Origin of the sequence: Bradyrhizobium sp., assembly GCF_016219575.1 — a bacterium.
Classification (GTDB): domain Bacteria; phylum Pseudomonadota; class Alphaproteobacteria; order Rhizobiales; family Xanthobacteraceae; genus Bradyrhizobium.
Genome location: NZ_JACRMG010000029.1, coordinates 213,978 through 239,308 on the forward strand (window position 1 = coordinate 213,978; position 25,331 = coordinate 239,308).

At 64.2% G+C, this 25,331-nt stretch carries 22 protein-coding genes and 1 tRNA gene; 16 read left to right on the top strand and 7 right to left on the bottom strand.

All coding sequences use genetic code 11. The features are described from left to right. Window positions 1–122: 122 nt before the first annotated feature. From HZB49_RS23630 to HZB49_RS23660, 7 genes are all read left to right on the top strand, one after another. Window positions 123–1,151 carry an ABC transporter substrate-binding protein gene (locus HZB49_RS23630; protein WP_291615715.1) on the top strand — a complete coding sequence of 343 codons (1,029 nt, stop codon included), beginning with the start codon at window positions 123–125 and terminating at the stop codon, window positions 1,149–1,151. Between the two features lie 10 nt (window positions 1,152–1,161). Continuing rightward, window positions 1,162–1,863, top strand: a complete 702-nt coding sequence (locus HZB49_RS23635) for an NUDIX hydrolase (RefSeq protein ID WP_291615717.1) — start codon at window positions 1,162–1,164, stop codon at window positions 1,861–1,863. A 165-nt stretch (window positions 1,864–2,028) separates the two neighbouring features. Further along, window positions 2,029–3,339 carry an ABC transporter substrate-binding protein gene (locus HZB49_RS23640; RefSeq protein WP_291615719.1) on the top strand — a complete coding sequence of 437 codons (1,311 nt, stop codon included), beginning with the start codon at window positions 2,029–2,031 and terminating at the stop codon, window positions 3,337–3,339. Window positions 3,340–3,377: 38 nt separating this feature from the next. After that, window positions 3,378–4,145, top strand: a complete 768-nt coding sequence (locus tag HZB49_RS23645; RefSeq protein ID WP_291615721.1) for an ABC transporter ATP-binding protein — start codon at window positions 3,378–3,380, stop codon at window positions 4,143–4,145. A gap of 3 nt (window positions 4,146–4,148) precedes the next feature. Beyond that, window positions 4,149–4,853 carry an ABC transporter ATP-binding protein gene (locus HZB49_RS23650; RefSeq protein WP_291615723.1) on the top strand — a complete coding sequence of 235 codons (705 nt, stop codon included), beginning with the start codon at window positions 4,149–4,151 and terminating at the stop codon, window positions 4,851–4,853. Between the two features lie 12 nt (window positions 4,854–4,865). Continuing rightward, window positions 4,866–5,747: a branched-chain amino acid ABC transporter permease gene (locus tag HZB49_RS23655; RefSeq protein ID WP_291615725.1), complete on the top strand. Its 882-nt coding sequence runs from the start codon at window positions 4,866–4,868 to the stop codon at window positions 5,745–5,747. Beyond that, window positions 5,744–6,706 carry a branched-chain amino acid ABC transporter permease gene (locus HZB49_RS23660; protein WP_291615727.1) on the top strand — a complete coding sequence of 321 codons (963 nt, stop codon included), beginning with the start codon at window positions 5,744–5,746 and terminating at the stop codon, window positions 6,704–6,706. Before HZB49_RS23655 ends, HZB49_RS23660 begins: the two co-directional genes overlap by 4 nt. Before the next feature lie 121 nt (window positions 6,707–6,827). Here HZB49_RS23660 and HZB49_RS23665 read toward each other — a convergent pair whose 3' ends face one another. Next, window positions 6,828–7,685 (bottom strand): VOC family protein, encoded by an 858-nt coding sequence (locus HZB49_RS23665; RefSeq protein WP_291615728.1) that lies wholly within the window; start codon window positions 7,683–7,685, stop codon window positions 6,828–6,830. Between the two features lie 119 nt (window positions 7,686–7,804). On the opposite strand from HZB49_RS23665, the gene HZB49_RS23670 reads away from it, so the two are divergent. Further along, window positions 7,805–9,181 carry an FAD-dependent oxidoreductase gene (locus HZB49_RS23670; RefSeq protein WP_291615730.1) on the top strand — a complete coding sequence of 459 codons (1,377 nt, stop codon included), beginning with the start codon at window positions 7,805–7,807 and terminating at the stop codon, window positions 9,179–9,181. 122 nt (window positions 9,182–9,303) lie between these two features. Next, window positions 9,304–10,245, top strand: coding sequence for a polyphosphate kinase 2 family protein (locus HZB49_RS23675; protein WP_291615732.1), 942 nt, complete (start codon window positions 9,304–9,306; stop codon window positions 10,243–10,245). Between the two features lie 60 nt (window positions 10,246–10,305). On the opposite strand, the gene HZB49_RS23680 is transcribed toward HZB49_RS23675, so the two are convergent. Both HZB49_RS23680 and HZB49_RS23685 read right to left on the bottom strand, forming a co-directional pair. Continuing rightward, a complete protein-coding gene (locus HZB49_RS23680; RefSeq protein ID WP_291615734.1) occupies window positions 10,306–10,563 on the bottom strand; it encodes a hypothetical protein in 258 nt (85 codons plus the stop codon). Window positions 10,564–10,641: 78 nt separating this feature from the next. Further along, a complete protein-coding gene (locus HZB49_RS23685; protein ID WP_291615736.1) occupies window positions 10,642–10,797 on the bottom strand; it encodes a hypothetical protein in 156 nt (51 codons plus the stop codon). Window positions 10,798–12,200: 1,403 nt separating this feature from the next. Between HZB49_RS23685 and HZB49_RS23690 the strand changes: the two genes are divergently transcribed. The 7 genes from HZB49_RS23690 to HZB49_RS23720 all read left to right on the top strand — a co-directional run bounded on the left by HZB49_RS23690 (window position 12,201) and on the right by HZB49_RS23720 (window position 19,613). Next, window positions 12,201–13,766 carry a 2-isopropylmalate synthase gene (locus HZB49_RS23690; RefSeq protein WP_291615754.1) on the top strand — a complete coding sequence of 522 codons (1,566 nt, stop codon included), beginning with the start codon at window positions 12,201–12,203 and terminating at the stop codon, window positions 13,764–13,766. A 306-nt stretch (window positions 13,767–14,072) separates the two neighbouring features. Further along, window positions 14,073–15,074 carry a TRAP transporter substrate-binding protein gene (locus HZB49_RS23695; protein ID WP_291615756.1) on the top strand — a complete coding sequence of 334 codons (1,002 nt, stop codon included), beginning with the start codon at window positions 14,073–14,075 and terminating at the stop codon, window positions 15,072–15,074. A gap of 168 nt (window positions 15,075–15,242) precedes the next feature. Continuing rightward, window positions 15,243–15,818 carry a TRAP transporter small permease gene (locus HZB49_RS23700; protein ID WP_291615793.1) on the top strand — a complete coding sequence of 192 codons (576 nt, stop codon included), beginning with the start codon at window positions 15,243–15,245 and terminating at the stop codon, window positions 15,816–15,818. Then, window positions 15,815–17,140 (top strand): TRAP transporter large permease subunit, encoded by a 1,326-nt coding sequence (locus HZB49_RS23705; protein ID WP_291615758.1) that lies wholly within the window; start codon window positions 15,815–15,817, stop codon window positions 17,138–17,140. The genes HZB49_RS23700 and HZB49_RS23705 overlap by 4 nt, the downstream gene beginning before the upstream one ends. Before the next feature lie 149 nt (window positions 17,141–17,289). Further along, window positions 17,290–17,853, top strand: a complete 564-nt coding sequence (locus tag HZB49_RS23710) for a Spy/CpxP family protein refolding chaperone (protein WP_291615760.1) — start codon at window positions 17,290–17,292, stop codon at window positions 17,851–17,853. Window positions 17,854–18,024: 171 nt separating this feature from the next. Continuing rightward, window positions 18,025–18,100, top strand: a tRNA-Lys gene (locus tag HZB49_RS23715). 172 nt (window positions 18,101–18,272) lie between these two features. After that, a complete protein-coding gene (locus HZB49_RS23720) occupies window positions 18,273–19,613 on the top strand; it encodes an agarase (RefSeq protein ID WP_291615762.1) in 1,341 nt (446 codons plus the stop codon). A 90-nt stretch (window positions 19,614–19,703) separates the two neighbouring features. Here the strand turns inward: HZB49_RS23720 and ppsA are convergent, their stop codons facing one another. The 4 genes from ppsA to HZB49_RS23740 are packed head-to-tail and all read right to left on the bottom strand — an operon-like array spanning window position 19,704 to window position 25,230. Beyond that, a complete protein-coding gene (gene ppsA / locus HZB49_RS23725; protein ID WP_291615795.1) occupies window positions 19,704–22,121 on the bottom strand; it encodes a phosphoenolpyruvate synthase in 2,418 nt (805 codons plus the stop codon). Window positions 22,122–22,124: 3 nt separating this feature from the next. Continuing rightward, window positions 22,125–22,964, bottom strand: a complete 840-nt coding sequence (locus HZB49_RS23730; RefSeq protein WP_291615763.1) for an endonuclease/exonuclease/phosphatase family protein — start codon at window positions 22,962–22,964, stop codon at window positions 22,125–22,127. Continuing rightward, a complete protein-coding gene (glk, locus tag HZB49_RS23735) occupies window positions 22,961–23,950 on the bottom strand; it encodes a glucokinase (RefSeq protein ID WP_291615764.1) in 990 nt (329 codons plus the stop codon). Before glk ends, HZB49_RS23730 begins: the two co-directional genes overlap by 4 nt. After that, window positions 23,947–25,230: an alpha-glucosidase/alpha-galactosidase gene (locus HZB49_RS23740; RefSeq protein WP_291615765.1), complete on the bottom strand. Its 1,284-nt coding sequence runs from the start codon at window positions 25,228–25,230 to the stop codon at window positions 23,947–23,949. The genes glk and HZB49_RS23740 overlap by 4 nt, the downstream gene beginning before the upstream one ends. Between the last annotated feature and the right edge of the window lie 101 nt (window positions 25,231–25,331).

The window sequence follows — 25,331 nt, forward strand, 5'->3', positions numbered from 1 at the left end:
GCGTCGCAATGAAGCGCGGTCTGCAAAGCCGGAACGGCACCATTGCCGGCGTCTGGCACCAAAGTCGCCTTCTCAACCACCTCGCGCTGCACTATCGTCCGGCCAAATTTTCGGAGGGACCCATGCGGAACATCATTGGCCGGCTGGCCGGAGCGGTATTGGCACTGGCGCTGGGCACCACGCTCGCCGCCGCGCAGAGCAAGGTCACCATCGCCGTCGGCGGCAGCGCCTGTCTTTGCTATCTGCCGACCGTGCTGGCGCAGCAGCTCGGCGAGTACGAGAAGGCGGGCCTCGCCGTCGAACTGGTCGATCTCAAGGGCGGCTCGGACGCCCTGAAGGCCGTGCTCGGCGGCAGCGCCGACGTGGTCTCCGGCTATTTCGACCATTGCGTCAATCTCGCCGCCAAGAAGCAGGAGCTGCAATCCTTCGTCATCTACGACCGCTATCCCGGCCTCGTGCTGGTGGTCTCGCCGAAGCACACCAGTGAGATCAAGTCGATCAAGGATCTCGCCGGCAGGAAGGTCGGCGTCAGCGCGCCGGGCTCCTCGACCGACTTCTTCCTGAAGTACCTTCTGAAGAAGAACGGCCTCGATCCCACCAGCGCCGCGGTGATCGGCGTCGGCCTGGGGGCCACCGCAGTCGCGGCCATGCAGCAGGGGCAGATCGAGGCCGCCGTGATGCTCGATCCTTCCGTCACCGTGCTGCAGGGCGAATACAAGGATCTCAAGATCCTCGCTGACACCCGCACCCAGAAGGACACGCTCGACGTGTTCGGCGGCGAGTATCCGGGCGGCGCCCTCTACACGACGGTCGCCTGGATCAAGTCCCACGAGAAGGAGGCGCAGGCGCTGACCACTGCGATCCTCAACACGCTGGCCTGGATTCATTCCCACACGCCGGAAGAGATCATGGCGAAGATGCCCGACGGGCTCGTCGGCAAGAACAAGGAGCTCTATCTCGCCGCGCTGAAAAACACGCTTCCGATGTACTCGCAGACCGGCCTGATGGATCCCAAGGGCGCCGCCGCCGTGCTCGCGGTGTTCAGCGAGGGCTCGCCCGAGGTCGCCAAGGCCGGCATCGACGTCAGCAAGACCTACACCAACGCCTTCGTGGAGAAGGCGAAGAAGACCACGGGTTCGGGCGCGAAGTAGCGCCTTCCTCGTGCCGCCGCTGCCCATCCATCGCGTCACCGAGCTCGACCTGCAGGTGGCGCCGCGGAGCTGGCCGTTCGCCGAAGCGCGGCGCGCCGAGATCGCGGCGCATTTCGCCGCTCAACAGCGCGCGCGGTCGCATCTGTGGAACGGCCGGGTGCTGATCGGCACCGCACCGGTGTTCGCCGGCGAGCGGCTCAGCGCCAGCTATTTCGAAGTCGATTTCGCGAGCTTCCTTGCCTGGCGCGACTGGGGCTTTCCGGACAAGGACGTCTTCAACGGCTTTGGCATGGGCGCCTTGCGCGCCTCCGACGGCGCCTTCGTGCTCGGCGAGATGGGCGGGCAGACGGCGAATGCAGGGCGTGTCTACTTTCCATCGGGCACGCCCGATCTCGACGACGTCAGGGACGGCCGGCTCGATATTCCCGCAAGCGTGGCGCGCGAGGTCGAGGAGGAGACCGGGCTCGCCCCGCATGAGTATCGCGCGGCCGCCCACTGGGACTGCATCTCCACCGGGGTTGCCATTGCGATGATCCGTACACTCGACGTCGATATGCGCGGGGAGGCGCTGCGCGCCAGGATCGAGGCCAATCTCGCGCGGCAGTCCGCGCCCGAGCTTTCCGCCGTCCATCTGGTGCGCAAGCGCGGCGATTTGACCGGCGCCATGCCGCGTTTTGTCACGGCCTGGCTGGAAGCGCAGTTGTCTGCCTGACGGCATTCTGCAAGCGCCAATTGCATTTTGCCGCTTGCGGCGAAGGAATGAGGGGCGCGCCCGCCCGCGGCCTTGCAATGCGCCTTGACATCGGACGGCGCTGCCCGTGTGATAGGCTCCAAGTAACAACCAAGAACGCAATGCACAATTTCCAGGGAGGGTTTGATGCCGGTGCGCAAAGCTGCACGCCTGTTTGTCGGGCTGTTCGCCGCAATGGCGGTGCTGGGGATGGCGGCTGACGCCGAAGCCCAGGAGAAGAAGATCAAGATCGGCGTGATCTACGACCTCACCGGCCCGCTGGCCGGCGGCGGCTCGGAGCTGCAATATATCGGCGCCAAGATCGTGCTCGACCAGTACGTGAAGTCCGGCGTCGAGGGCTACAAGGTCGAGGCCGTCTATGCCGACGCGCAGAGCAAGCCGGACGTCGCCATCAACGAGGCGGTGCGCCTGATCGAGCAGGAAAAGGTCGACATGCTGCTCGGCTTCTACTCCTCAGCGCAATGCGTGCCGGTGGCCGGCCGCGTCGAGCAGCTCAAGAAGTTCATGTGGATCACCACTTGCATTTCCTCGGCCGTGCTGGACGGCAAGAACTACAAATACGTGTTCCGTCCGCAGGCAAGCGGCGACCAGTTCGGCATGATGACGATGGACTTCATCGCGCAGAACTCCAAGGCCAAGCTCGGCAAGGAGCCGAAGGACCTGCGCGTCGCCATCATCCACGAGGACGGTGCCTATGGCGTCGACGTGGCCAAGGGCAACGAGGCCGGCGCCAAGAAGGCCGGCTTCCAGATCGTGCTCAAGGAAGGCTATTCGGCGACAGCACCCGATCTCTCGGCACTCGTCACCAAGCTGAAGCGCGCGCGCCCCGACGTACTCTTTCACACCGGCTACAATCCTGACATCACGCTGTTCGGCCGCCAGGCGCGCGAGCAGGGGCTGAAGGTCGCGGCCCTGATCGGCCATGGCGCCGGCTACGGCGTCTACGAGAAGCTGAAGGAGGGGCTCGGCGTCGACGCCAACTATGTCTTCAACACCGACCCGATCTCGATCTGGGCCGCCAACCAGAAGACCATGGATCCGAAGCTGCCGCCGGTCATCAAGATGGTCGGCGAGGAGTTCGACAAGGTGAAGCCGGGCGTCGCCATCCGCTCCGCCCATGTCGGCATGGCCGCGTCGAACACCTACCTGTTCCTCACCGACGTGCTGCCGCGCGCCATCAAGAAATATGGCGGCGTCGATCCCGAGGCGCTGCGCAAGGCCGCGCTCGATGTCGACGTTCCCGAGGGCGGCACCATGCTCGGCTTCGGCGTCAAGTTCCCCGCCGAGGGCGCGCAGATGGCCGGCCAGAACGAGCGCTCCTTCCCCGTCGTCATCCAGTACGTCGACGACAAGTCCTATGTGGTGTGGCCGAAGAGCCAGGCGGTGCGCGAAGCCGTGCTGCCGCTGCCGAAGGGAACGACGTTCAGCAACCAGTAGTCCCGACACAAGAATAACAACAAAACGGAGGGACTGCGGTGCTGGCGGTGAACGGTCTGGTGAAGCGCTTCGGCGGCTTCACCGCGGTCAGCAATGTGTCGTTCAAGGTCGAGAAGGGTGAAATTCTCGGCCTAATCGGCCCGAACGGCTCCGGCAAGAGCACGATCTTCAACATGCTGTCGGGCACGCTGGTGCCCACGGCAGGCTCGATCAGTTTCGACGGGCACGAGATCGCCGGCCACGCGCCGCACCGGATCATCAACGGCGGGATCGGCCGCACCTTCCAGATCCCGCGGCCGTTCCATCGCCTCACCATGTTCGAGAACGTCGCGCTCGCCGGCTTCTACGGCCAGGGCCGGCACAGCCGCAAGAAGGCGGACGAGGCGGCGGAAAAGGCGCTGGCCATGGTCGGCCTTCCGACCGATCGCCACGCCGGCGTCGACGGGCTCGGCGCCGCCGGCCTGAAGAAGCTCGAGCTTGCCAAGGCGCTCGCCACCGGACCGAAGCTCCTGCTCGCCGACGAAAGCCTCGGCGGCCTCGACGAGCAAGAGATGGACCAGGCCGCCGACATGCTGCGCAACATCCGCGACGAACTCGGCATCACCATCATCTGGGTCGAGCACATCATGGGGGTGCTGATGCGCGTCGTCGACCGCGTCATGGTGCTCGACCATGGCGAGAAGATCTCCGAAGGATTGCCGGCAGCGGTAGCCGCCGATCCGCGCGTGATCGAGGTTTATCTGGGCACCGACGCCGATGCGACGCAGGCGGCGGCCGGCGAAGCACGCCGCCGGGCGGGGAACTGACCGATGCTCCAGCTCAGATCGGTCGATGCGGGTTACGGCACGTTTCAGGCGCTGTTCGGCGTCAACCTCGAGGTCAATGCCGGCGAAGCCGTCGGCGTGATCGGCCCCAACGGCGCCGGCAAGACCACGCTGATGCGGGTGATCTCCGGCCTGATCCGCCCCACCAGGGGCGCGATCACGATGCAGGGCACCGACGTGGTGGCGACGCCGGCGCACCGCATCGTCAGCCTCGGCATGGCGCATGTGCCGGAGAACCGCCGGCTGTTTCCGCGTCTCACCGTCGACGACAATCTCAAGATGGGCGCCTACATGCCGGGCGCGCGCGCCAGATATGCCGAGCGGCTGGAATTCGTGTTCGATCTGTTCCCGCGCATGAAGGAGCGCCGCCACCAGATGGCCGGCACCATGTCCGGCGGCGAGCAGCAGATGTGCGCCATCGGCCGCGCGCTGATGAGCGACCCGAAGCTCCTGCTGCTCGACGAGCCGTCGGCGGGTCTCGCGCCGGTCGTGGTGCAGCAGGTGTTCGACCTGGTCAGGCGCATCCGCGCTTCCGGCCTCACCGTGCTGATCGTCGAGCAGAACGTGCAGCAGGTGCTGAAGGTGGTGGACCGTGCCTATCTCCTGGAAGCCGGCACCATCCGCGCCTCCGGCACCTCGGAAGAGATGCTGAAGACCGACACCATCAAGCAGGCCTATCTGGGCGTTTAGGAAAAGAAAAAGATGCAGGGCTTTCTCGACATCTTCGACATCTACCTGCTGGAGGCCGTGATCAACGGCATCCTGCTCGGCGGCGTGCTGGCGCTGCTGGCGCTCGGGCTCAATCTGATCTTCGGCGTCATCGACGTCACCTGGATCTGCTACGCCGAGCTCGTCATGATCGGCATGTACGGCATGTACTACATGGTGCAGGTGTTCGGCCTGCCGTACTGGGCCGCCGCGCCCTTTGCCATCATGCTGGTGGCCGCGCTCGGCGCGGCGCTGCATTACTTCGTCATCGCGCCGCTGTTGACGGCGGCGCCGATCAACCAGCTGCTGGCCACCGGCGGCGTGCTGTTCATCCTGCAGAGCTTTGCCACCGTCGCCTTCGGCATCGACTTCCGCAACCTCGGCATCAGGCTTCCGGTGCTGACGCTCGGCGAGATGCATTTCAGCTATTCGCGACTTCTGTCCTTTATCGCTGCGCTGGCCGGCATGATCGTCGTCTATCTCTTCATGACGCGCACCTTCACCGGCACCGCCATTCGCGCCATCGCGCAGGACCGCCAGATCATGTCGCTGATGGGCGTCGACACCAAGCGCATCTATCTCGTCACCTCGGCGCTCGGCGGCGCGCTGGCCGGCCTCGCCGCATGCCTCCTGGTGCTGCAATATGACGTGCATCCCTTTGTCGGCCTCTCCTTCGGGCCGATCACCTTCCTGATCTGCGTGCTCGGGGGGCTCGGCAATTTCATCGGCGGCTTCATCGCCGCCTTCGTCTTTGCCGAGATCATCTCGCTCGGCGGCCTGTTCTCCGACCTCGAATGGGGCTACGTGCTGGCTTTCGCCTTCTTCATCGTCATGATGTTCATCCGGCCTGCCGGCCTAATGGCGAGGCGCTCGTGAATTCCCGTTATGCCGCCTGGGCCATCGGTCTCGCCGCGCTGATCGCGCTGCCCTTCGTCTATCGCGAGCCCTATCATCTGCACCTGCTTGTGCTGATCCTGATCTGGTCGTTCGCCTACACCTCGTGGTCGATCATGGGCCGCTTCGGCCTGGTCTCGCTCGGCCATGGCGGTTTCATGGGCGTCGGCGCCTATGTCACGGCGCTGCTGTGGAATCACCTCGGCGTCTCGCCCTGGATCGGCATTCCCGTCAGCATGGTCGCGGCCGGGGTGCTGGCGCTGGTCGTCGCCTATCCCTGTTTCCGCTTCCGCATCACCGGGCACTATTTCGTGCTGGTGACGCTCGCGCTGTCCGGCATCGTGTTGCAGGTCATCACGGCGACGCGCGACTATACCGGCGGCTCGCTCGGCTACACGCCGAACCGCTCCACCGGCAACAAGCTCTGGGCGCTGCAGTTCGACGACAAGACCACCTGGTACCTGATCGCGCTCGGCGTCTGGGTCGCCGGCCTCGTGATCTGGCGCGCGATCGACCGCAGCATGAGCCGTTATGCGATGGAGGCGATCTCGGAGGACGAGGACGCCGCCGCCGCCGCCGGCGTCAACGTCACCGCCGAGAAGCTGAAGATCACGCTGATCTCGGCATTGATGACCGCGCTCGCCGGCGCGCTCTACTGCCAGTACCAGATGTTCATCTCGCCCGACACCGTCAGCGGCATCGCGGTGTCGCTGCAGATGGTGTTCGCCGTCATCGTCGGCGGCCTCTATGTCTCGCTCGGCCCGACCATCGGTGCCATCATCACCATCCTGCTGGCGGAATCCTTGCGCATCGGCTTCGGCACCAAGGCGGTCGGCTGGGACAACCTCGTCTACGGCGTGCTGCTGGTGCTGTTCATCATCTTTTTGCCCAAGGGCATTCTCGGCAGCATCCTCGAGCGGCTGAAGTGGAAGAAGGCGTAGCTATCACAACTGTCGTCATGGCCGGGCTTGACCCGGCCATCCACGACTTTCTTTCTCGCGGCGACTAAGAACGTGGATGCCCGGGACAAGCCCGGGCATGACGGAGTCGTGTTGGGACGCATCAGCCCGCGACAAACGCCAGCAGCACGCCGTTGGCCGCGGCCGGCGGCACCACGACGGCGCCGCTGCTCGCCACCGCCCGTGCGCCGATCGCGCGCTGTGCGGCGGAAAGATCGTTCACCACGAGCTCGAGCCCTGCGCCCGCGCGCGCGGGCAGCGAGCTGACGTCCACGCCGGGATATCGCCTGCCCAGCGCCTCGCGGCTGAGGAAGACGAAATCGGCGCGGCCAAATCCGGTCGGCACCACCGCCGTTCCGTCGGTGCCGGCGCGCACCTCGCCCGCGATCATCTTGGCCAGATGCGCTGCGTCCTCCTGCGGCTGCGGCGTCACCACGAACACCCGCGCGATGCGCCTGGCCGTATTGGCGTGCTGCTGCAACTGCGGGATCCACACCGTCTCCCGCGTCTTGTGCTGGCAGGCGAACAGCCGCACCCCGCCGGGCGCTTCCGCCACGGGCCACTGGAAGGTGGCGAATTTCGCCGCGCTCCTTGACCCGTCCGGCATCGTCACCGGCCGCTCGAAATCAGTCGGGCCGATCGCGGCATAGCCCAGGGTGCGCAACTCGGCGGCGCCCGCGGCCGCGCTCGGCGTCGTGAACGCGACGCGCACGATGCCGCCGCCGGTCGCTTCCAGATAGGTCCGCGTCGGCGCATTGTGCTCGGTGGCGACGAGCACGCCGAGCAGCTCCATGTAGTCCTCGCCCAGCATGATGGTGTAGTTGCCGGTGCCCATATGGGCGCTGTGGGTGCCGCGCGGCGAGATGGTGAAGCCGAGCTGTTTCCAGTTGGCAGCCGCCGCATCGAGGTCTTTCACGGCGACGACGGCATGATCGATTCCGGCGATGCTTCTGATGGTCACGCTTGTCCCTGTTGTCGTAGGATGGGTTGAGCGAAAGCGAAACCCATCGCGTTTCCCGAGGTAATGATGGGTTTCGCTTTCGCTCTACCCATCCTACGATCCTCCCCTGAGGAAGTCTAATGACGCCAGAAACCATCCGCATGCCGGACTCGCTGTGGGCCGCGGTGACGCCGCCGGGGCCCGAACTGCCGCGGCTCGAGGGCACCGTGCAGGCCGATGTCGTCGTCATCGGCGCCGGCTTCACCGGGCTGTCCACCGCGCTGCATCTGCGCGAGGCCGGCGTCGACGTCGCGGTCGTGGAAGGCGCCGAGCCCGGTTTTGGCGGCTCGGGCCGCAACAACGGCCAGGTGATCCCGACCCTGACGCGGCCCGATCCGGAAGACATCGTTGCCAGACACGGCGCGAGCGGCGAGCGCTTCGTCGCGCTGCTGCGCGACTGCGCCTCCACGCTGTTTGACGTCGCGCGCCGCTACCAGATCCAGGCCGAGCAGGAGCAGGCCGGCTGGGTGCAGCCGGTGCATTCGCCCGGCCGCATCAGGATCGCCGAGCGCCGCGTGCGGCAATGGTCGAAGGCGGGGGCGCCGGTCGAATTCCTGTCGCGCGAGCAGGTGCGCGACATGCTCGGCTCGGATGCCTGGTACGGCGGCTTCTGGAACCGGACCGGCGGCCACATCAATCCGCTGGCGCTGTCGCGGGGGATGGCGCGCGCCGTGCTCGACCGCGGCGGGCGCATCTTCGCGCGCTCTCCCGTCTCGCGCTTCGAGCGCAGCAACAACCGCTGGATCGTCACCACGCCGCAAGGCGAGATCGGCGGGCGCGCCTTGATCCTCGCCACCAATGCCTATACCGGCGAACTCGAAAGATCGCTGGCGCCCGACATCGCGCGCGAAGTGATGCCGGTGCGCTCCTGGCAGATGGCCACCGAGCCTCTCTCCGATGCGGCGCGCAGGACAATCATCCCCGGCCGGCAGGCCATGTCGGACACCCATGGCGAGCTCTATTTCGCCCGCTACGACGCGCGTAACCGTCTTGTCACCGGCGGCGCGCTGATGGGTACCGACACCGAAAAGCTGAAAGCCGCCGTCGGCGCCCGCCTCAGGCACCTGTGGCCGCAGATCGGCGACGTCAAATTCGATTATGTCTGGAACGGCTATGTCGGCATGACCTCCGACTTCCTGCCGCGCATTCACCGTCTCGGCCCCGATGCCTGGGCCTGGGCCGGCTGCAACGGCCGCGCGGTGGCGCTGTCGATCTCCATCGGGCAGGAGCTTGCGAAGGCGGCGCAGGGCACAGCCGAGCAGGATCTCGCCTTGCCGTTCACCGAACCCGCGCCCTGGGTCGCGCACGGCCTGCTGCGCCGTCTCGCACCGCTGATGCTGATGGTCTATCGTCGCCGCGACGCGGCGGAACTCCCCGAGACCCCTCGGCCGTCGCAACCGGAGCATTTTGTGGCATGGGCAAGCAATCTTCGAAATCGCCTGACCCGTCTTTTGTAGGATGGGTTGAGCGCAGCGAAACCCATCATGTTTCTCGTTGACGGAGTTGATGGGTTTCGCTGCGCTCTACCGATCCTACGAAGCTACGACTTTGCCGGAAAATGATCTGGAGCACCGACCTCATGGGAAAAAATTCGAAATCGCTGGCCGACCGGCTGAAGCCCTTCATCGCGCCGTTCCGCTATGACGGCGACGGCGAGTTTCACCTCAAGTCGCACAAGACCGCCGAGAAGGCCGGCATCGACAAGGAGAAGGGCGAAAAGATCATCGCGGCCAACCGTCAGCTTCTGTCCGATTTCCAGGAGAAGCTCTACGCCCAGGACCGCTGGTCGCTGCTGCTGGTCTTCCAGGGCATGGACGCCGCCGGCAAGGACAGCGCGATCGAGAGCGTGTTCGAGGGCGTCAACCCGCAGGGTTGCGAAGTCACCGTGTTCAAGCAGCCGACCTCGACGGAGCTCGACCATGATTACCTCTGGCGCGCGGCGGTGGCGCTGCCCGAGCGCGGCCGCATCGGCATCTTCAATCGCTCGCATTACGAGGAATGCCTCGTCGTGCGCGTGCATCCGGAAATCCTCGGCAAGCAGAAGCTGCCGCCGCGGCTGGTGACCAGGGACATCTGGCGCGATCGTTTCGAGGACATCTCGGCCTTCGAGCGCCATCTTGCCCGCAACGGCACCGTGATCCTGAAATTCTTCCTCAACGTCTCCAGGCAGAAGCAGCGCGAGCGCTTCCTCGAGCGGCTGGAGCAGCCGTCCAAGAACTGGAAGTTCAACATGGGCGACATCGCCGAGCGCGCCCTGTGGGCGAAATACCAGGCGGCCTATCAGGACATGATTCGCCATACCTCGACGCGGCACGCGCCATGGCACGTGGTGCCCGCCGACCACAAATGGTTCGCCCGCGTCGTGATCGGCTCCACCATCGTCGCCGCGCTCGACGGGCTCGACCTGCATTTCCCCAAGGTCGACAAGGCCGACCGCAGCGAGTTCAAGCAGGTGCGCCAGGCGCTGCTCGACGAGGGAAAGAAGGCCGCGGTGAAGACCGGGGCAGGGAAGGCGAAGTGAGGCTGGCGTGACGGACGGCGTCATCATCCGCACCGTGCCGGTTCGGCCGCACCACTCCTGTCAGATCTCGAAATCCTCGGGCACGGCGCCGAACGTCCGCAGCACGGTAACCTGGCTCTCAGGATACCCGGTACGGACGAAGGCCGCGGCACCGGCATGGCCGAATACCTTCCACATCCCCCGGGCGCGCTCGATCGCGGCGGCCGGATCGGCGCATTTGGCCTGCTCGCCGGAGACGAGATCGCCGCCCGCGAAGTCAAAGGGCATGGCGATGAAATGGGTGAGTTCGCTGATGGCTTCCTCCGGGATTTTTACCAAGCCAAGCCCATCCTGCCGACGCATGCATTGAGTTGGATCAAGCGGGACGGGGCTGCGATTCCCGTGCCGGCAGGGTTGCTACTTGTCCCTCTCCAGATAGCTGATGTGAATGCTGACGGGATAGCTCGATCCGTCGAAGATGATGCGCACCCTGGAGTCGGTGCGGCCGAAGCCCACGACCTTCGCGGTCGTTGCCTTGTTGCGGGTCATCCGCTGCTTGCCGAGTTCGCTCAATCGAACCCGGTCTCCAATCCGGAGGCATTCCTCTTCGGAGGACATTGTCGTTGCCTGAAATGCTGTTCTTCTTGTTTCAATGACTTGTATGTCGAATGGCGCGGTTGGAGGTTCATCGCCGTGAACCAGGTCACGCCTTTCTGAAGATCGGATGAGGCCTGTATCTCCGCCCGCTCGGTCGTTTCAAAGGCGGAAATCCGCCAAAACGAGGAACACCGCAGGTGTCTGGAAAGTCCGCATGCGGCGAGGGGTCGCCGCGATGGAACCCGGATGGCGGTGCCGCAGGTCGTCCCGCCGAATGGAATTAACTGTTGCAAATTCAGCGCGACGGGCAAGCCGCTTCGGTTTACCGGAATCATGTCAAGCCCCAAAATCGAAAATATTTCGCTTTACGGGAATTCTGATTTACGGTAAATGTTCGCCTGTCCCGGCCCGCTGAGGGGCGTTTCGCGATCGTCACGACACGTTGGGCTGGGGATGCGATGGACGCGGCGATCCCAGGCGTAACGGCCCGGTTCCGAAAGGGGGCGGGGTCCGCCGCCGGACGAAGGAGCTCCGCGTACGGCGAAGTCGTGTGGTCCTGGCGCCGCGACCCTGGCGTCTATCCGCCCCGCCTGTGCGGGGACGGCAACGGTGACAATAAAGGCCGCTCACCGGGGAGAGCTCGAAGTAAGCCGTAAAGCCATTGCGCGGGGAAGGCCGGGCTATCCCGGCTGTACCTGTGGTTCAACCCGTGTGCATTTTCTGTAGCACTCTTCGCACACGGGACTGCGGGCGCAGTCGGCGCCCGGCCTTCCCTGCGCCCTCTTCAGAAGAGAGGGCCGACGAGATTGCAGGACTCGGGCAAACCATGCCGCGAGAACGAGAACACATGCCGCAACTCGACTGTCGTCCCGGCGCAGGCCGGGACCCATACGCCGCGGCGGAATTTGTCTTGGCGCAATGGCGGTCGGCTTTCCCTCAACAATATCGACCTGTGATTATGGGCCCCGGCCTGTGCCGGGGCGACATGCGGGGAGGGACGCGGACCAAAAACGTCACCCCTTCTGACCATTCTTTGGCATTGCGGCCATTGGGCTTTCTCGTCTAGAACGGCCCGGCACGGGGTACTGCGGCAACGAACCGTCAACGGTTTTGACCGAGGATTCCCTGCCTGTAGGGTTTGGCAATGCTGATTCGCGGCGAAAATTGCGGGATTTCGGGTGGACTGGCTTCGGCCGGCCGCGCGCCTGCGATTCCGGCTGCGTCCCTGCCCACCCTCCTTATTGGCGGGCTTCTGCTTCTTATCGGCCCCTGAGGGCCGTCTGGGCGGTTTGCGCCTGGGCACTCAGGGGTTCGCGTGAGATCGAGAAAACCCTTCAGCGCCCACTGACCGGCGCACTACCCAAAAGGAATTTGCAGACATGAAACCCGCCAACAAGTCCGACAAGGACCGCGTCATCATTTTCGACACCACGCTGCGCGATGGCGAGCAGTGCCCCGGCGCGACCATGACCTTCGAGGAGAAGCTCGAGGTCGCCGAGCTGCTCGACGACATGGGCGTCGACGTCATCGAGGCCGGCTTCCCCATCACCTCCGAAGGCGATTTCCAGGCGGTCAGCGAGATCGCCCGCCGCTCCAAGAACGCGGTCATCGCCGGCCTGTCGCGGGCGCATCCCAAGGACATCGACCGTTGCGCGGAAGCCGTGAAATTCGCCAAGCGCGGCCGTGTCCACACCGTGATCGCGACCTCGCCCTTGCACATGCGCGTCAAGCTGAACATGACGCCGGAACAGGTGGTCGAACTCTCGATCGCCAACGTCAGCCGCGCCCGCAACCAGATCGACGACGTCGAATGGTCGGCCGAAGACGGCACCCGCAGCGAGATGGATTTCCTCTGCCGCATCGTGGAGGCCGTCATCAAGGCCGGCGCCACCACGGTGAACATCCCCGACACCGTCGGCTACACGGTGCCGGAGGAATATACCCACTTCATGAAGACGCTGATCGAGCGCGTGCCGAACTCCGACAAGGCGATCTTCTCCGTGCACTGCCATAACGACCTCGGCATGGCCGTCGCCAACTCGCTGGCCGGCATCGTCGGCGGCGCGCGGCAGGTCGAGTGCACCGTCAACGGCATCGGCGAGCGCGCCGGCAACGCCGCGCTGGAAGAGATCGTGATGGCGATCAACGTGCGCAACGACAAGTTCCCGTACTGGAACAACATCGACACCACCCAGCTCACCCGCGCCTCGAAACTGGTGTCGGCGGCGACCTCGTTCCCGGTGCAGTACAACAAGGCGATCGTCGGCCGTAACGCGTTCGCGCATGAGAGCGGCATCCACCAGGACGGCGTGCTGAAGGATGCCTCGACCTACGAGATCATGCGGCCCGAGATGGTCGGCCTGAAGCAGTCCTCGCTGGTGCTGGGCAAGCATTCCGGCCGCCACGCCTTCGTGCACAAGCTGGAGGAGATGGGCTACAAGCTCGGCGCCAACCAGCTGGAAGACGCCTTCAACCGCATGAAGGCGCTGGCCGACCGCAAGAAGGACATCTACGACGAGGACATCGAGGCGCTGGTCGACGAGGAGATGGCGGCGTCGCACGACCGCATCAAGCTGACCTCGCTGACGGTGATCGCGGGCACCCATGGCCCGCAGCGCGCCACCATGAAGCTCGACGTCGACGGCCAGATCAGGATCGAGGAAGCCGAGGGCAACGGCCCGGTCGATGCGGTGTTCAACTGCATCAAGCGCTTGGTGCCGCATGAGGCCAAGCTCGAGCTCTACCAGGTGCACGCGGTGACCGAAGGCACCGACGCACAGGCGGAAGTTTCGGTCCGCCTCGCCCATGAGGGCCGCTCGATGACCGCGCGCGCGGCGGATCCGGACACGCTGGTGGCGTCCGCCAAGGCCTATCTGGGAGCGCTGAACAAGATCGTCATGAAGCGCCAGCGCGACATGCCATCCTCCACGGCGGCAGCCAGCTGACGCGCGAAAGCGCGTCATTCCGGGGCGCGCATTAGCGCGAACCCGAAATCTCGAGATTCCGGGTCTGGTGCTTGCGCACCATCCCGGAATGACGATCGAAAGATTCACGCGGCGCTTCGGCGCCGCGTTTTGCTTATGTGGGCAGGCTTCTTTACGGACATGACCCCGCATATTGCATCGCAGCATCGTCCGTGAACGAGGCCCTGCTAAGAGGCAATAGCCTTGCGGGCGGAACGCCTGTATTGGTGTGCCGGGATGATCGCGGGGTGCGTCAAGCGCCCCGGCAATAAAACCGGGAGGGACTGAATGCGGAAAATCCTGTTGGCGGCGGCCTCGATCGCAGCGCTTGCCTTGGTCGGACCGGCGACGGCGCAGACGCCGATCGTCATCAAGTTCAGCCATGTGGTGGCGACCAACACGCCGAAGGGGCTGGCTGCCGAAAAGTTCAAGGAGCTCGCCGAGAAGTACACCGCCGGCAAGGTGAAGGTCGAGGTCTACCCGAACTCGCAGCTCTACAAGGACAAGGAAGAGCTGGAGGCGCTGCAACTCGGCGCGGTGCAGATGCTGGCGCCGTCGAACGCGAAGTTCGGCCCGATCGGCGTCAAGGAGTTCGAGGTGTTCGACCTTCCCTATGTCCTTCCGGACACCAAGGCGCTGCGCAAGGTCACCGACGGGCCGCTCGGCGCCAAGCTCCTGAAGCTGCTCGATGCCAAGGGCATGACCGGCCTCGCCTATTGGGACAACGGCTTCAAGATGATGAGCGCCAACAAGAGGCTCGTCACGCCCGCCGACTATCGCGGCCTGAAATTCCGCATCCAGTCCTCGAAGGTGCTGGAAGCCCAGTTCCGCGCGCTCGGCGTGGTGCCGCAGGTGATGGCGTTCTCGGAAGTCTATCAGGCGCTGCAAACCGGCGTCGTCGACGGACAGGAGAACACCTGGTCAAACATCTATACCCAGAAGATGCACGAGGTGCAGAAGTACATCACCGAGACCAACCACGGCTACATCGGTTACATCGTGGTCGTGAACAAGAAGTTCTGGGATGGCTTGCCGGCGGACGTCCGCGAGCAGTGCGAGAAGGCGATGAAGGAAGCTACCGCCTACGGCAACGGCCAGTCGCAGAAGGAAAACGACGACGCGCTCGCCGAGATCAAGAAGAGCGGCAAGAGCGAGATCATCAAGCTGACGCCGGAGCAGGACGCCGCCATGCGCAAGGCGATGGAGCCGGTCTACAAGGATGTTGCCGGCCGCGTCGGCCAGCCGCTGATCGACGAGTTCCTGAAGGTGAGCGGGGGCGCGACCAATTGAGAAGGGGACTGCCGGCTGACATGATCGAGCCGGCCGGCAGTACGCATTTCTCGTGATGCCCGGCCCGGTGCCGGGCATCCACGTCTTGGCCGGGGGGCGGCAAGCAGGGCGTGGATGGCCGGGACGAGCCCGGCCACGACGAAATAACCGGGAGTGGGGGGCACATTGATACTTCTTCGCATCCTCGACAGGCTTGAGGAGATATTGATCGCGACGCTGATGGCGCTCGCGACCACCATCATCTTCATCGCCGTGGTCCACCGCTACCTGCTGGGTGTGCCCTTCCTGTTTCCGATCCTATTCCCGATCAACCTGTCCTGGGCGCAGGAGCTCTGCATCTACATGTTCGTCTGGGTCGCCAAGTTCGGCGCCGCCTATGGCGTGCGGACCGGCATCCATGTCGGCGTCGACGTCGTGGTCAATCAGGTCAAGCCGCCCTGGAAGAACGCCATCGTGTTGTTCGGGCTGTTGTGCGGCGCCTTCTTCACCGCCGTGATCGGCACCATGGGAGCCAAATTCGTGTACGGGCTCTACCATACCGACCAGGTGTCGCCCGATCTCGAGATTCCGAGCTGGTTCGTCTATCTCTGCATTCCGCTCGGCTCCTATCTGATGTGCTTCCGCTTCCTGCAGGTCGCCTGGAACTACTTCTTCACCGGCGAGCTGCCGCATCACGATCACGCCCAGGTCGAGGGCGTCGACGTCACCGAGCCCGGGATTGGTGCAGCGGAGGTGACGCGATGACCTCCTTCATCATCTTCGGGCTGCTTATCGCGCTGATGCTCACGGGCATGCCGATCTCGATCGCGCTCGGCCTTACCGTGCTGACGTTCATCTACACGATGACCAACGTGCCGACCGAGTCGGTGGCGCTGAAGCTGTTCACTGGCATCGACAATTTCGAGATCATGGCGATCCCGTTCTTCATCCTGGCCGGTAACTTCCTGACCCATGGCGGCGTCGCCAGACGCATGATCGATTTTGCGAGGTCGATGGTCGGGCACTGGTATGGCGGTCTGGGTCTGGCCGGCGTGATGGCGTGCGCGCTGTTTGCCGCCGTCTCCGGTTCCTCGCCCGCGACCGTGATCGCGATCGGCGCGATCATGCTGCCGGCGATGGTGAAGCAGGGATATCCCAAGCGCTTCGGCGCCGGCGTCATCACCACGTCGGGCGCGCTCGGCATCCTGATCCCGCCCTCGATCGTCATGGTGATCTATTGCGTGGCGACCGGCGGCAGCATCGCGCTCGATCCGGCCGGACATCGCGTGTCGTCGGCCTCCGTCGGCCAGATGTTCATCGCCGGCGTGATTCCCGGCCTCATGCTAGCGACGCTGCTCGGCGTGACGACCTTCTACCGCGCCTGGCGCAACGACTATCCGCGGTTGCCGCGCGCCAGCTGGGGCGAGCGGATCGCCGCGTTCCGCAAATGCGTATGGGGCCTGTTGCTGATCCTGATCGTGCTCGGCGGCATCTATGCCGGCATCTTCACGCCGACGGAGGCCGCAGCGATCAGCGCCGTCTACGCCTTCGTGATCGCCGTGTTCGTCTATCGCGACATGTCGCTGAAGGACGTGCCGAGGGTGCTGCTCGGCTCCGCCAACATGAGCGCGATGATCCTCTACATCATCACCAATGCGGTGCTGTTCTCTTTCCTGATGGCGAACGAGAATATTCCGCAGCAGATCGCGACCTGGATTTCCTCGATCGGCGTCGACTGGATCATCTTCCTGCTCGTCGTCAACGTGCTGCTGCTGATCGCCGGCAACGTGATGGAGCCGTCCTCGATCGTGCTGATCATGGCGCCGATCCTGTTTCCCGTGGCGGTGAAGCTCGGCATCCATCCGGTGCACCTCGGCATCCTGATGGTGGTCAACATGGAAGTCGGCATGTGCCATCCCCCGGTCGGCCTCAATCTCTATGTCGCCTCCGGCATCGCCAAGATGGGCATCACAGAGCTCACCATCGCGGTGTGGCCGTGGCTTTTGACCATGCTGATCTTCCTCGGCATCGTCACCTATGTGCCGGAGCTTTCGCTGTGGCTGCCGCGCGCGCTCGGCATGTTGTAGCCAAGCCCGCATGCGATACGAGGAGCGGTTGCGAGCGAGTCGCAATCGGACATTACATCTTGGTAAGAGAGGCCGTTCTGTCCAATCGTTAAGTTGAATCCGGCCGGTCGCGTGCCCATCCTCGGAAAACCTTTTGGATGGAGGTTTGCATGAGGAAGTTCTGGATCGCCGGCGTCGCCGCGCTCGCCATCGCCGCTTCGACGGCGGTTTATGCCCAGCATCACCGGCACTGGGGCCATACGCGCATGGCGCCGGAAGACCGCGCCGCCTTCGTCGATGCGCGGATCGCGGCGGTACGCGCCGGGCTGAAGCTCACTGCCGACCAGGAGAAGCTGTGGCCGCCGGTGGAGACCGCGGTGCGTGAATTCGCCAAGCTGCGCATCGACCGTGCCAATGCGCGGATGAATGCGCCGGCGGATGCTCCGAAGCCGGATCCGGTGACCCGGCTGCGCGAGCGCGCCGACAACATGGCGGCCTCGGCTGCCGCGATGAAGAAGATCGCCGATGCCGCCGATCCGCTCTACAAGACCCTCGATGAGGGCCAGAAGCGCCGCCTTGCCGCACTCACCCGGATGGATGGCCATTTCGGCGGCTGGCGGCACCGCATGATGGACCGCGGTTCTGACCGCGACGACGGCCCCGGCCACCGCTATTTTCACCGCGACCGGTTCGACCATGAGGGCGGGCCGGGCAGGGGCGGCGAGCGGCTCTGACCGCCCGCGGTCCGGATTTCCGGAGACTGCGCGAAGCCGCTGGAATCCGGCGGCTTTTCGCCGTTCCTGATGCCCCCTAAAGGCCGGGAAAACTCGCCACCCATTGCTGGACAATGGGGGGTCGCTTTGCTAAACGACGCCGTCTCGCGAAGGCTTTTCCGGACCGGTTCCGGGCGCATAGCTCAGTTGGTAGAGCAGCTGACTCTTAATCAGCGGGTCCCAGGTTCGAGCCCTGGTGCGCCCACCAAGCTTTTCAGACACATTGTGGAGCGGCCCCACGGAACGCAAACCGTTCTGGAGTTCATTTGCCGTGCCGCAGCGATTAATCCAGCCCGGCGTGAGACGATGTTGAGGCGCATCAAGGGCTTTCGAAAGGCCCGCTGCAAACATGGCAACTTCCTTGGCCGTTGAGGTGTCGCTTGCAGAGAACAAGGTGGGGAGGAATCGCCGATAGCCGTTTTCGCGGCAGCGGCTTCTTTCGTGTTGCCGAGGACGACGGCGTATTCTGGTTCGTCGATCCCGACGGCGGGCGGTTTCTGTCGAAGGGCGTCAACACGGTCTGCTTCGAACATGACCACATCCGAAATACGCGTCGCGCGCCATATGCCGACGCCTGCCGGGAAAAGTATGGCCGGCTGGATATCTGGCGCGCCGCGACCGCCGACCGGTTGGCGGGCTGGAAATTCAATACACTCGGCTGCTGGTCCGACGAGCTGGTCGGCATCGCCGGGTCTTCGCCGCTTGCGGTCGCCCCCACGATCGAGCTGGGGCAGACCTTCAAGTTTCACCGGCGCGACGAGATATTTCCCGACGTCTTCGATCCCGAATTTGCGCGCCACATCCGTGAAAGTGCGATCGACAAGTGTACGGCAAGACGCAATCAGAAAAATCTCCTCGGTACATTCATTGACAACGAACTCTATTGGTCGCCGGACTGGCGCGGGGCCGACGAACTCCTGACGCTGTTTCTGAACCTGCCTGCATTTCGTCCCGGCCGCATCGCGGCCATCTCGCGGTTGCAGGAGCACTATCGGGAGTTTTCCCAGTTCAACGCGGTCTGGCGCACGTCGGCACGCTCATGGGAGGAACTCGGCAGGATCGGACGTATCGAGGCGCCGTTCTTCAGGATGCCGCCCGGCGGTGCGAACGACGCGCTCGAGGCCAAGGCCAATCTGGCGAATCCGCAGCGCGCGGCGTTTTCCGCCGATTGCGACGTCTTTGTCGCAGTGGCGGCTGAAAAATACTTCGAACTGTGCGTCTCCGCCATCAAGGCCGTCGACCCCAATCATCTCGTGATCGGCTCCCGGTTCGGCTACCAGCCGTATTTGTCGGTGATCGCCGCGGCTGGCCGGCACCTCGATGTGATCTCGTTCAATTGCTATGGCTTCGACGCCAGTCCGGTGATCGACGCATACACGTCAACGGGCAAACCTTGCCTCATCTCCGAATTTTCCTTCCGCGGCGACGATTCGGGGCTGCCCAATACCCACGGCGCCGGGCCGCGGGTGGCGACCCAGACCGAGCGCGCCCGGTGCTTCGAACATTACGTCTCTGCGGCCCTGCGCAAGCCGACTGTCGTCGGTTATCATTGGTTCGAATTCGCAGATCAGCCCGCCGAAGGCAGGTTTGATGGCGAAAATTCGAACTTCGGCACGGTGTCGATCAAGGACGAAGCCTATCAAGAACTGACGGAGGCGATGACGAGGATCAACACGGAGGCTGAACGGATTCATGCAGAGGCGCGAGAGCCGCGTGATTGACTTCCGGTCCCGTCATTGCGGAGCATTGTCGTTCGGACGAACGGCACGCTCATTTGTCGACAACGACAAAAGGCGGCATTGCTTGACCTTTCAGGTCTTGGCTTCGTCCGCGCTGGACTCCGCTTCGAGAACCGCAGCCATGGTGCGGAATACGCTCGCCGGATTGACGCTGATCGAATCGATCCCAAGGCGCGTCAAGTAGCGCGCAATCTCCGGATAGTTCGCCGGGGCTTCGCCGCAGATGCCGACATGGCGCCCGTTTCGCTTGGCGCCCGTCACCGCCTGCCTGAACATCTCGAGCATCCCGGGGTCGCGCTCGTCGAAATCGAAAGCAACGATATCCGAATCCCGGTCCACTCCCAGCGTAAGCTGGGTCAGATCGTTCGAACCGATGGAGAAGCCATCGAACAATTCGGAGAACGCATCGATCTGAATGACATTGTTCGGGATCTCGCACATCACAAAGATCTCGAGCCCGTTTTCGCCGCGCTTCAGGCCATGCTCCGCCATGGTCGCAATCACACGGCGGCCTTCCTCGACGGTTCGGCAGAACGGCACCATGATGCGCAGATTGGAAAGACCCATGTCCTCGCGTACCCGGCGGAGCGCGGCGCATTCCAGCGCAAACCCCTCGGCGTAGGCGGGATGGCTGTAACGGGCTGCGCCGCGGAACCCAAGCATCGGGTTCTCTTCCTTGGGCTCGAACGCTTCGCCGCCGAGCAGGCTGGCATACTCATTGGTCTTGAAGTCGGACAGCCGGACGATCACCGGCTTCGGATAGAACGCCGCGGCAATCGTGCCGATCCCCTCGGCCAGCCTCTGGATGAAGAAGTCGGAGGGGCGGCTGTAGCCTTGCACCAGACGCGCGATGACGTTTCTGGCCTTGGCTGACGTGACCTTTTCCGGCTTGAGAAGGGCCATCGGATGCACGCCGATATGCTCGCTAATGATGAACTCCATGCGCGCCAGTCCGACGCCCGCCTGCGGTTGCATGGCAGTCCGGAATGCCATTTCGGGAGTGCCGACATTGACCATGATGGCCGTGCGCGGCTGCTTGAGTTTACTGACCGGCGTGCGCGTGACGTCGAAAGCGATCGTTCCCTGATAGACGCTCCCGGTGTCGCCTTCAGCGCAGGAGATCGTGACGGCGGTCCCTGTCTTGAGCTTCTCGGTCGCATGTGTCGCGCCGACCACGGCGGGGATGCCCAGTTCGCGCGCCACGATGGCGGCGTGGCACGTCCGGCCGCCCTTGTCGGTGATGACACCGGCAGCTTTCTTCATGACCGGCTCCCAGTCCGGACTGGTGGCCGGCGCCACCAGGATCTCGCCTGGCTTGAACGCGGCAAGGTCGCGCGTGGTCGCAATGCGGCGGGTGCGCCCCGAGGCGATTTTCTCTCCGACCGCGCGACCGGTGACGATCACCGGGCCGTGGCCCTTGAGATTGTAGGTTTCATAGACGTCCGGCGAGCGCTGCGAGGCGACCGTCTCGGGCCGCGCCTGAATAATGTAGAGTTTGCCGTCCGAGCCGTCCTTTGCCCATTCGATATCCATCGGCATGGCGGTGCCGGCATGCCTCGAATAGTGCTCCTCGATCCGCACGGCGATATCGGCGAGGCTCAGTACCTCGGCGTCGGAAATGCAGAAGCGCCGTCGCTCGGCATCCGGCACGGCCCGGGTCGCTGTCGCATGGCTGCCGCCGCGCTTGCCGTAGATCATGCGTATCTGCTTGCCGCCGAGACGGCGTCGGAGGACCTGGCGAAACCCCTGCTTCAGCGTCGGCTTGTGGACGTACAATTCGTCGGGATCGACCTTGCCCTGAACGATGGTTTCGCCGAGCCCGTAGCAACCCGTGATGAAGACCACGTCGCGAAAGCCGGATTCCGTATCGAGCGTGAAGACGACGCCGCTCGCCGCGAGGTCCGCGCGGACCATTTTCATCACGGCAACGGAGAGCGCGACCTTGAAGTGATCGAAGCCGTTGTCGATGCGGTAGGAAATCGCGCGGTCGGTGAAGATGGAGGCAAAGCAGCGTCGGCATGCCTCGAACAGATCCCTTGCGCCGCGCACATTGAGAAAGCTTTCGTGCTGGCCCGCAAAGCTTGCAGTCGGCAGATCCTCCGCCGTTGCGGAACTCCGCACGGCGACCGCGACGCGGGCCCCCGACTCCTGCTCGAACTGCCGGTACGCTTCCACGATCTGTGCGCGCAGCGGCTGCGTATCCATCGCCTCGTAGATGACGTCGCGAGCCTTGGCGGCTGCGGCGGCAAGAAGCCTGATCCTGTTCTTGTCAAGACCGTCGAGGAGTCGATGCAGTTCATCGGCGACCCCGGGCTGCTGCAGCGCATCGCGGTAGGCGTCTGCCGTGATCGCAAACCCGTTGGGAACGGCAATCCCCTGGGCGGACAGCACGGAGTACAACTCGCCCAGCGAGGCGGTCTTGCCGCCGACAAGCCCGACGTCGTTCAATCCGATTTCGAGGAAAGACCTGATGTATCCCATGTAAGCAATAGATCAGCCGGGAGTTCGCCCGGTATTGACGGAGGTCAATGTCGAGGGATGACCATCCTGAAAGACGCACAACACGCCAAGATGGTCCGAGACGAAATCGAAGCCGCCGGTGCCATCGAAGACGAGCGTGCACTCCACGGGCTCGAGTTTGGGAGTAGCGAAGATGAAGTCTATCCTCAGTCCCGGCGCATAACCCGGGCCGACATAGGGATTTGTCGAGGCGAAAGTGGCGCCCGGATCGTTCGGATGACAGGCGGAATAGGCGTCGCGGAATCCTTGCCTGCTGCCGAGGATGGCCTGCACCGCGGGTGAGCCCGGTTCGTCGTTGAGGTCTCCCGTGAGTATGATCGCATCGATATCTGCTTGCGCCGCGAACTGATCGACGGCGTCGAGAGCCTTTCGCATTTGCACCTCGCGTTGGCTCGAAAAGCCCGGAGGGAAGGCGAGGTGAGTCGTCGCGACCGCGATCCTGCTCTGCCCGATTGCGAACTCGGCGAGAAGAATCTGACGGGGGACGTCGCCGGCGAAGTAAGGCAATGCGACGCTTGCCTGTCGCAGGGCGGGAAAGCGGCTCAGGATCGAAAGCCCCTCCATGTTTCTCGGCAAGTTGGCCTCGCCCACCTCGCTCTCGCCGAGACCGGAGAAGACATGGTGGTTGAGGCCGCAAGGCGCGGCAAAGAGCTCCGAACGGACCGGTTGAGTTGGCGGGAGCCGGGAAACTTCCTGCAGGCAAACGATATCCGGCTGCAGGCGCTTCAGGCCGGAGGCCAGGAGCGCGTTGCGACGATCGAGGGACTCGCCGACGTCCCAGATATTCAAGGTGAGGACCTTGATGTGGGTCATCGGCTATTCTTCGGGAGCGGCGATGGCGTGGAGCCGTCGGCGATCAAGGCCTTGAGTCCAAGGAATGTGGCATCGGGCCGGCGGATGATCTTGACGGGAATGTCGCGCAGGTAGTCGTGATACCGGCCGCCGGCGTCAAAGCATGCGCGAAATCCGGATCGCGCGACATATTCGGGAAAGCGGGGGACGATGCCGCCGGCGATATAGACGCCGCCGCGGGCGCAGAACGTCAGCGCCAGGTTTCCGGCGACGGTGCCGAGCATGGCGCAGAACATGTCGAGCGCCGACCGGCTGAAGTTGCAGCTGTCATCCAGCGCGGCCTGGGTGATCGACGCGCCGTCGCGCTTCGGAACGGCTGCGCCGTCGATCGCCGCGAGCGCCTCATAGAGGTTCACCAGTCCTGGCCCGGACACCGCGCGTTCGATCGATACATGGCCGTATCGTCCGCGCAGCATTTCGATGATCTCGTCCTCGCGCCTGGAGGTGACCGGTAGCGTCGAATGGCCGGCTTCGGAGGCGACGACCACAGGCCGGCCATTGCGCGTCAAGAGGCACGATGTGCCAAAGCCGGTGCCCGGACCTATCAGCAGCATCGGTGCGCCGGAAAGGGGCGAGCCTCCGCCGAGCGGGAATAGGTCGGCGGCCTCAAGACGAGGCAGTGACCAGGCGAGCGCCTCGAAGTCGTTGAACAGCCGGACTTCCCCGAAATCAAACGCGCCCTGCAGCATCGGGACATCGACGATCCAGCCGCTATTGGTCATCTCGCAGCGATTGTTCTCAACCGTCCCCGCCAGTGCGAGAACCGCCTGTTTGACGGGTTTGCTTTCGGCGCGCGCGCCGAGAAATCTCCTGATTGCCTCGGTTGCGCCGGAACATCCGGCCACCCTGATCTGCTCGACGGGCCCGATCGTGCCGCGGTTCAGGACCGCGAACCGCGCGTTGGTCCCCCCGATATCGCCGAGCAGAATCGAGCCGGGATCTGTCATATGCACTTGCGGATGTAAGGCCGGTTGATTTCCCACAGCTCGTCGAGCAGCTTTTCCGCAGCTGCCGCCGAATTGACGACGGGGTCGATCAAGAGCGCCTGCAACGCGGTCTCCTTCGAGGCGTGCACCGCAGCATCGACCGCAAGCTGCTGAACATTTGCCTGCATCGACATCAGCTTGGCGATCGGGTCCGGCAGTGGACCCATTGAAACCGGATGCACGCCCGCGGCATCCACCATGACCGGTACTTCGACCGCGAGGTTTTCCGGCAGGTTGGGTATTGCTCCCCGGTTGTAGACGATGCCGGAGTCCAGCATGCGTCGCTGGTTCGACAGCATCGCGGCCATCACGGCGCCGCCGCGTTCTCCAGACGGCTCGATCCACCACGGCGGCATGTCGGCGGATCCCGCAAGGACCTTGCTGACGCTGTCTGCGAATTCGGCGCGCCATCGCTCGTCGGCTGCGAAGTCGTACCCCTTCTCGCCGGCTTCCCAGCCATATGCGAAATATTCGCCGAGATGCTCGTCTCCGCAAGTCAGCCAGTAGCCGAAGGCGCGAAACAGGCGGCGGGTCAGCGGCGAGGTCGGCGAAGCGAACGATGCCTCCGCAGCCTTCAGTCGGGGATAGAGATCTTCGCCTGTCTTGCGATGACGGATCTGCATCAGGCACTGAAAGTGGTTGAGCCCGGCGCCCCAGACATCGACGTCGTCGGTGGGCAGCCCCAGGATCTGGGCCACCTGCCATCGGCTCCCGTTGATGCCGTGGCACTGCCCGAGACAGCGAATCCTGCTGTAACGGCCAAGCGCCATGACGATCCGGCTTTCAGGATTCGAGAAATTGATGAACAACGCCTCCGGGCAGATTTCCTCCATGTCACGGACGAAATCGAAGATCATCGGCAACGTCCGCAGGGTGAAGAAGAGCCCGCCGGGCCCGCCGTTTTCGCCGAGCGTATGCCGGATGCCGTGCTTCTTCGGTATCTCGAAATCGAGCTTCCACAAGCGGTTTCGCTCGACGGCAGTTGCGTTGACGACGAAGGACGCGCCATCGAACGCCGCGCGCCGGTCGGTCGTTGCCTCGACATTCAGCCGGGCCCCCACCTTGTCGCTGAGATAGCGCGCCAGCGCGGCGGCCCTCGTGGCAGTGTCGGCATGCTGCGTTACGAGGGTGAGGGTGCTGCCGCGCAGCTCGGGCGTGGTTACGAGGTCGCGCAGCATGCTCATGCCGAACGAGATGCTGCCGGCGCCCAGGAAGACGATCTTTGTCGTGTTGCCGCTCATGCGGCGGTTCCGGTGACAGCAGTTGCTTCGGTCAAGACGGGTGTGATCGGGTTGGAGGAGGGGAAAACATGCCGCAGACTTTTGCGGGCTGCGGGCGCATC